At 70.0% G+C, this 8,170-nt stretch carries 5 protein-coding genes; 2 read left to right on the top strand and 3 right to left on the bottom strand.

All coding sequences use genetic code 11. From position 1 onward, the window contains the following. From ACZ4A5_RS31345 to ispH, 3 genes are all read right to left on the bottom strand, one after another. Positions 1-944, bottom strand: a 944-nt coding sequence (locus tag ACZ4A5_RS31345; RefSeq protein ID WP_467591702.1) for a 1-deoxy-D-xylulose-5-phosphate reductoisomerase, incomplete at its 3' end; no start/stop codon positions are given. A gap of 164 nt (positions 945-1,108) precedes the next feature. Beyond that, positions 1,109-3,109, bottom strand: coding sequence for a 1-deoxy-D-xylulose-5-phosphate synthase (locus tag ACZ4A5_RS31350; RefSeq protein WP_467591710.1), 2,001 nt, complete (start codon positions 3,107-3,109; stop codon positions 1,109-1,111). Between the two features lie 101 nt (positions 3,110-3,210). Further along, positions 3,211-4,461 (bottom strand): 4-hydroxy-3-methylbut-2-enyl diphosphate reductase, encoded by a 1,251-nt coding sequence (gene ispH, locus ACZ4A5_RS31355; protein ID WP_467591705.1) that lies wholly within the window; start codon positions 4,459-4,461, stop codon positions 3,211-3,213. A 678-nt stretch (positions 4,462-5,139) separates the two neighbouring features. Here ispH and ACZ4A5_RS31360 point away from each other — a divergent pair. Next, positions 5,140-6,288: an IS4 family transposase gene (locus tag ACZ4A5_RS31360; RefSeq protein ID WP_467591708.1), complete on the top strand. Its 1,149-nt coding sequence runs from the start codon at positions 5,140-5,142 to the stop codon at positions 6,286-6,288. A gap of 262 nt (positions 6,289-6,550) precedes the next feature. Next, the gene (locus ACZ4A5_RS31365; protein WP_467591713.1) at positions 6,551-7,789 is read left to right on the top strand and encodes an IS110 family RNA-guided transposase; all 1,239 of its coding nucleotides are present in this window, start codon (positions 6,551-6,553) and stop codon (positions 7,787-7,789) included. Positions 7,790-8,170: the final 381 nt, after the last annotated feature.

Below are 8,170 nucleotides of genomic sequence, written 5' to 3' on the forward strand. Positions count from 1 at the left end.
GGCAGGCGCATGTCCGGTGGTGCGGCCTGGGCGAGGGTGGAGCCGTCGGCGTACTCGGCCATCGAGTGCACCACGGACTGGGGGTGGATGACCGCGGTGATGCGGCCGTAGCCCAGGTTGAACAAGGCCTGGGCCTCGATGATCTCCAGGCCCTTGTTCACCAGGGTCGCGGAGTTGACCGTGACAAGGCGACCCATCCGCCACGTCGGATGCGAAAGCGCCTGGGCAGGGGTGACGGTGGCGAGTTGTGCTGGGGTGTGGGTGCGGAAGGGTCCGCCACTGCAGGTCAGGACCAAGCGCTGGATACCGGCGACAGGGCAGGCGTAGGCCCAGCCGGGCAGGCACTGCATGATGGCGCTGTGCTCGGAATCCACCGGCACGATCTGCCCCGGCCCCGCCGCCCTCGCCACCAGCGCACCCCCGGCGACCAGGGATTCCTTGTTCGCCAACGCCACCCGGCTCCCCGCCTCAAGCGCCGTGAGCGTAGCCGGCAGGCCCGCCGCCCCGGGGAGGGCGTTGAGCACGACATCGCACGGCCATCCGGCAGCCGCCGACAGCCCCTCCGCACCCGGCAGCACCACTGGCAGAGGGAGACGGGGTGTGCCTTCCGCCCATGCCAGGGTGGTGAAGGCGTCAGTGAAGTCCCTGGCCGCGGACGGGTCGGTGATGGCGACCATCCGGGCACCGGTCCGCAGGGCCTGCCGGGCCAGCAAGCCGGGGTTTGTACCGGACGCTGCCAGCACTACCGCACGGAACCGGTCCGGGTGGGCGGTGATCACGTTGATTGCCTGGGAACCGACCGAACCCGTCGACCCCAGCACCACCACCGACCGCGCACCGGCAGCGCTTCCCCAATCCCCGCCCGGCACCGGCACCGGACGCCCGGCACCGTCCCGTTGCCCGTCCTCGCACAGCCCGGCCTGTGCCTGCGCGGGTGCGGCCACGGGGAACAGAGGTGTACGGGCATGGTCCGGGGCTTGTCCTATGCCACCGGACGGCACCGGGCGAGGCGTACCGGGGGCGGGCGCCGGAGTGTTGTGGTGGGCCGGTGGCCAGGCAGGCTGGGCGGGCCGGCTACGGGGACGCCAGTGAGCGGGCCAGGTGAACATCACAGCCCCCCGTCGTTGTGGGGGCGGTCGGCGCGGGCGCGCAGGACGGAGTAGGCGATGCCCTGGGTGGTGAGCCCGGCGGCGGCGAGGATGTCGGGGCGGGTGCCGTGGGCGAGGAAGCGTCCGGGCAGGCCGAGGACTCGCACCGGGGTGCGGGAGCCCGCGTCGGCCACCGCACGGGCGACCGCTGTTCCCACACCGCCAGCGCGGGTGTTGTCCTCCACCGTCACCACCAGCCGGTGCGTAATGGCGAGTTCGGTGATTTCGGGCGGGACGGGCAGGACCCAGCGGGGGTCGGCGACCGTCACCCCAATCCCCTGACCCTCCAGACACCGCGCGGCCTCCAGCGCCGGCTTCGCCAAAGGACCGACCGCCACCAGCAGCACATCCCGCGTACGGCAGTGATGCAGGACCTCCACGGGCCCAAGCCGTTTCAGGGCGGGGATGTCGTCGGTGACGGTGGCTTTGGGGAAGCGCAGGGCGGTCGGGCCGGAGGCATGGGTGACGGCTTCGGTGAGGAGCTCCTTCAACCGGGTGGCGTCCCGCGGGACACCGACCCGCATTCCCGGAACCGCCCCGAGGAGGGTGAGGTCCCACATGCCGTGATGCGACGGCCCGTCGGGGCCGGTGATCCCGGCCCGGTCCAGGACGAAGGTGACGGGCAACTGGTGGAGGGCGACGTCCATCAGGACCTGGTCGAAGGCCCGGCCCAGGAACGTGGCGTAGACCGCGACGACCGGGTGGAAGCCGCCCAGCGCGAGACCGGCGGCGGAGGTCACCGCGTGCTGCTCGGCGATCCCGACGTCGAAGAAGCGGTGCGGGAAGCGGTCGCCGAAGCGGGCCAGGCCGGTCGGGCCGGGCATCGCCGCGGTGACCGCGACGATGTTCTCGTGCCGTTCCCCCAGCGCACACAGTTCCCCGGCGAACACGCTCGTCCACGACGGGATGCCGCCAGCGGTGCTGGGGCGGCCGGTTGCCGGGTCCAGGACACCTACCGCGTGCATGCAGTCCGCCGCATCGGCCTCGGCCGGTGTGTAGCCGCGGCCCTTGACCGTCACCGCATGGACCACGACCGGACGGCGCAGATCCCGCGCCATGACCAGGGCTTCCTCGAGGGAGGGCAGGTGATGGCCGTCGACGGGACCGAGATAAGCGAAACCGAGGAGATGGAAGAGGTTGCGGGCCACAGGGAGCGGGCCCGGCAACAGGGCGCCGTCCCCATCCCCGTTGCCGCTGGGCCGCGTACTGCCGGGCCCCTCGAACAGGTCACCGCGGGTGTCCTGACCGCCGTGGCTTCCCTCCCCCCGGCCGGTACCGGCGGCATTGCCGGGGCCGGTGGAGCGTACGCCTGTGCGTCGTTCTGCCTTGAGCAGCCAGTCGATGCTGTCGGGTGTGGTGGATCGCAGCTGTTCCAGGTGGTCGGCGAGGGCCCCGATGGTGGGGGCGTAGGAGCGTGTGTTGTCGTTGAGGACGATCACGACGGGACGGTCGGGGGCGCCGCCGAGGTTGTTGAGTGCTTCCCAGCACATGCCGCCGGTCAGGGCGCCGTCTCCGATGACGGCGACCACCGCACGGTCGGGTTCGTCGGTGAGGTGGCGGGCCTTGGCCAGGCCGTCGGCGTAGGACAGGACGGTGGAGGCGTGGGAGTTCTCGATCACATCATGCTCGGACTCGGCCCGGGACAGGTACCCGGACGGGCCGCTGGCCTGCCGCAGCCGGTCGAAGCCTTCAGCGCGGCCGGTGAGAAGCTTGTGCACATAGCCTTGGTGGCCGATGTCGAACAGCACCGTGTCACGGGGTGAGTCGAAGACCCGGTGCAGGGCCATCGTCAGCTCGACCACGCCGAGGTTCGGCCCCAGATGCCCGCCCGTCGCACACACCGTGCCGATGAGGAACACACGGATCTCGGCGGCCAGCGCCGAGAGGTTGTCGTGCGTGAGACCTCGCAAGTCCTTCGGTGTGGTCAGGGCGGACAGGAAGGGGAAGCGCGCGGGCGGGATACCTGGTCCGGTGAACGGAGCAGTACGAGCGGCAGGAGCCGGGGTCTGTGGTCCGGCAGAAGGCTGCGCGGTGGCCAGGGCGGGGCGGCCCGGTCGGGTAGTCATCGGGACCTCACCGCCGCCGGCAGCCCGAAGGTCACTGTCTCGGTCACGGTGGTGTGCTCGCGAACCGTCACCGGGCCCAAGCCCCCGAGCGCCGCGACCACGTCGTCGACCAGGGCCTGCGGGGCGGAAGCCCCGGCACTCAGACCAACCGTGCCCGCGTCCTTGACCCACTCCGGGCGGATGCCGGTGGCGTCATCGATGAGGTGGGCCGGGGTGCCACTACGCCGTGCCCGTTCCACCAGGCGTACCGAGTTCGAGGAGTTGGCCGAGCCGACCACCAGCACCACATCGCTCTGCGCGGCGACGGCTTTCAGGGCGTGCTGGCGGTTGGTGGTGGCGTAGCAGATGTCGTCCGAGCCCGGGCCGCGGATGCCGGGGAAACGCTTCTCCAGAGCAGTGATGATCTCGGCTGTCTCATCCAGGGCGAGGGTGGTCTGGGTCAGGTAGGAGATACGGGCGGGGTCTGGGATTTGCAGGTCGGCCACGTCGCCGGGGCTCTGCACCAGGAGCGTTGCTTCCGGGGCTTCGCCGAGGGTGCCCTCGGTCTCCTCGTGCCCCGCATGGCCGATGAAAAACACGGTGTCGCCGCGGGCGGCGAACCGGCGGGCCTCGGAATGCACCTTTGTCACCAGTGGGCAGGTGGCGTCCACCACCTCCAGATCCCGGCGTGCGGCTTCCGCGCGCACCTGCGGGGAGACGCCGTGGGCGGAGAACACCACCACCGCCCCGTCCGGCACCTCATCCAGCTCCGCCACGAACACCGCACCACGGGACTCCAGATCACGGACGACGTGAGCATTGTGGACGATCTGCTTCCGCACGAACACCGGACGACCGGTCCCGGCGTAACGTTCCAGCAGGACCTCGACCACCTCGATCGCCCGCTCCACCCCCGCACACAACGACCGCGACGACGCCAGCACCACCGTACGGGGGCGGACCGCCCGCGCCCAGGCACCCAGCATGGCCCTTACCAGCCCACCCGGCCTGAGCAGCCAGGGAGACGCCATCACACCCACCGCCAGCACCACCGCAGACCCGCTGGCGGCAGCGCCGCCTCCGGGTGACCTCACGTTGGCGGACGCGGTCATCAGTTGGAAGTCGCTGGGGGTTCCTGCGGGCAGCACCCGCACCGGGCCGGTGCGGGCCCGGAAGCCGTAGCCCGCCATCCCGCCCGCGCCCGTCAGTAACGGCGCCGCCGGGCACGGCATCACCGTCCCGTCGGGATGCCGGATCTCGGTGGCCACCCACACCTCCCCCGGAACGAGAACAGGCCCACACCCGGCGGCGGGAGTGAAAGGGACAGTGGAGTACTTCATGATGGCCTGGCTTTCACCGCACTGCGGTCGCAGGGCAGTACAAAGAGGGGGGCCGGTCGCCGAGGGCTCCGACGGCCGGTGGACCCTGCCACACGACGCCGGCTCAGAGGATACGGTCGCCGAACGCGTGACGGGATCGTGGTGAGGACACCCGTACCGGGAAACCACACGGATCGTCGCGGGACGCCCGACCGGCACGGGACCGCCCAAGGGCGGGAAATCAACCACCGCCTTCCATTTCATAGTTGAGCCCTATACCGCGAGCAGGGAAGGCGCATACCACCAGCGCCCAATAGGCGTACAAGCGCCGTCACCGCACCACCGCGCACCCGAATACCCCGGTGGTACACCGGTGTGTGCGCCCCGGGGGCTCGCCACCGGAATTCAGCACCGCGTCAGGTTGCCGCCCCCATTACCTTCTTGGTGGCCCCGCAATGGGGCGCCTGGCCTCCGGAGTTGGCATGACTTTCTCCCCCTGTCGAACGCATGGCAATGCCGTTGCTTTTGAGGCTGTCGGCCGGTTGGGTCGGTGTGCTGATATCCCGTCTGGAACGGCTGGGCCTGGGAGTCCTGACCCGGTCGTGCCCTCCGGAACTGGTGGACCGGGTGGTCGATGAGGCTGGCCGCTCGGAGAAGCGTCGGCGTCTGCTGTCCGCTCGGTTCACGGTGTACTTCGTCCTGGCGATGTGCTTGTTCCCGCAGGCCGACTACCTGGAGGTCCTGCGTCTGGTGAAGACCGGCGATCCGGGCCTGCGGCCCTGGACCGGGGTGAACAAGTCCTCACTGACCAGGGCCCGGCAGCGGCTCGGGTGGACCGTGATGCGGGAACTGTTCCAGGCTGTGGCCCGGCCGCTGGGCAGGCAGGACGCTCTCTTCCACGGGCTGCGGGTGCTGGCCCTGGACGGGACACTGCTGGCCGTGCCGGACTCGGCGGCGAACAACGGCGCATTCGGCAAGTCGGGATCACAGCGCAGTCCGATGGGATATCCGCAGGCCCGCGTGGTCGCGGTGGCCGAGTGTTCCTCCCACGCTGTGCTCGACGCCGTGATCGGCGGGTTCAAGGAGTCCGAACGGATCGTCTCCGATGCCCTGGACGCCCACGTCGGGAGCGGGACACTGTTGCTGGCCGACCGCGGGCTGTGGGGCCTGGCCCGCTGGCACCGGCTGCGCGGCCAGGGCACTCACCTGTTGTGGCGGATCGAGCGGCGCAAGGCCCGCCGGGTCCAGGACGTGCTGCCCGACGGCAGTTACCTCGCCCGGATCGAGGCGAACAAGCACAGCAGGGCGGCCGGGACGGTCAAGACCCCACCGGCCCTGGTCCGGGTGATCGAGTACCGCGTCGACGGCCAGCCGGACATCGTCCGGCTGATCACCAGCCTGACCGATCACGATAAGTACCCGGCCGCCGAGCTTGCCGCGCTCTACGCCCGGCGCTGGGAGATCGAGCTGGTCTTCGACGAGATCAAGACCCACCAGCGCGGCCGGCCGGTCCTCAGGTCGCAGTCCCCGGACGGGGTACGGCAGGAGATCTACGCGCACCTGATCGTGCACCATGCCACCCGTGACCTGCTGGACGAAGCCGCCCGACTGCACCGCAGTACGGCAGAGCGGACCTCGTTCACCCGGGCCCTGCACGTCGTCCGCCGCACGGTGATCTCACCGAGCGGCTTTTCCCCCCTCCGCCCGCAGACGGGACCGGCGCCTCGGGCTCGCCGAGATCGGCCGCAGTCTGTTACCCCGTCGCCGGCCCCGTGACTGCCCCCGCAAGATCCGCTCGTGCATTACCGGCTATGGCAGTAAGGCCCCTGGAGAACCCGCCAGCCACCGTCGTTCCCCAGTCGTCGTGACGCTGAACCACCGATGGCACGACCACTAAAGCAACGGCATTGGAACGCATGGCCTGGGGGGTGGTGTCACCGGCTCCGGAGGCATCGACAGACCGCTGATCAGGGGCATGACCACCGGCTTCTTCGCAGGTCGGGAGGCTCTTCGTAATGTGGATGTGGCGATCGGTGCCATGGGACGGCCGGGCGAGGACTACCGAAGGACGCACGTGACCGACGTCAGCGACATCGGCGCTTTCCTCGGCCTGGATGTCGGCAAGGGTGAACACCACGCCACCGCCGTCACCCCGGCCGGGAAGAAGGCCTTCGACAAGCGCCTGCCCAACAGCGAGCCCAAGCTCCGCGAGGTCTTCGGCAAGCTCAAGTCCAAGCACGGCACCGTGCTCGTGGTCGTCGACCAGCCCGCCTCGACCGGTGCCCTGCCGCTCGCGGTGGCCCGCGACACGAGCTGCGAAGTCGCCTATCTGCCGGGCCTGACGATGCGGCGGATCGCCGACCTCTATCCGGGCGAGGCCAAGACCGACGCCCGCGACGCGTTCGCCATCGCCGACGCCGCCCGCTCGATGCCCCACACACTGCGGGCGATCGAGCCCGCTGACGAAACGGTCGCTGAGCTGGAGCTGATCGCGGGCTTCGACGACGACCTGGCCGGCGAAGCCACCCGGATCAGCAACAGGCTCCGCGGCCTGCTCACCCAGATCCACCCCTCGCTCGAACGGGTGCTGGGTCCGCGAGTGCAGCACCCGGCCGTGCTCAAACTGCCCGACCAGTTCGGCTCGCCGGCCCTGATCCGCAAGGCCGGACGGCGGCGGCTGGTGAACCTGATCCGGCCGAAGGCACCGAGGATGGCCGAGCGGCTGGTCAAGGACATCTTCACCGCGCTCGACGAGCAGACCGTCATCGTGCCCGGCACGGACGCGGCCGCACTGATCGTCCCCAGCCTCGCCGGCTCGCTCCAAGCAGTTCTTGACCAGCGGAAAGTCCTCACAGCGCGGATCGAGCAACTGCTGGAGGCCCACCCTCTTTCCAAGGTCCTGACGTCCATGCCGGGCATCGGCGTCAGGACCGGAGCACGGATCCTCATCGACGTCGGCGACGCCAGCACCTTCCCCTCCGCCGCCCACCTCGCCGCCTACGCCGGGCTTGCCCCCGCAACCCGCAACTCCGGCTCCTCGATCCGCGGCGAACAACCCTCCCGACGAGGAAACAAGCAGCTCAAACGGGCCTTCTTCCTCTCCGCGTTCGCCGCCCTGGCCGACCCGGTCTCCCGGGCCTACTACGACAAGAAGACCGCTCAGGGAAAGCACCACACCCAAGCCCTCCTCTGCCTCGCCAGACGAAGAGCCGACGTCCTCTTCGCCATGCTCCGCGACGGCACCTTCTACGACCCACACCCCGCCCCCACAGGTTGACGAAACCCATAGGGGCACCCCCCCCGCCGTCGAGGTTCAGAGTGGGGGTTGTAGGGGCTGGGCGGGATATGGAGGCCGCCGGTGTCGTAGTCGCCGAGCAGGACATTCGCGCGGTGCTGGGGACTGGCGACAGTGAGGCCCTCGGGACGCACGTCCCAGCCCCTGGCGGCCACCTCCCGCAGCGCGCTGGTCATACCGACGGCACCCGTTGCCAAAAAGTTACTCGGCGTTCACCACTCAGCGGCAGCTATGCGAGAACACCGTCGAGATGGCTCTGCAACGTTCACTAGTGACCTGAGTCGTTGATGCGTCGTTTGATATGCATGGGGCGTCCGGGGCCGCGGTTGGCCGAGCTGGTGTTGTCCGAGCGTGAGCGTGAGG

This window comes from Streptomyces sp. NPDC025618, assembly GCF_055558795.1.

Coding starts and splice junctions, on each gene's coding strand:
- ACZ4A5_RS31365 (WP_467591713.1), top strand. CDS start 6,551: ATGGGACGGCCGGGCGAGGACTACCGAAGGACGCACGTGACCGACGTC.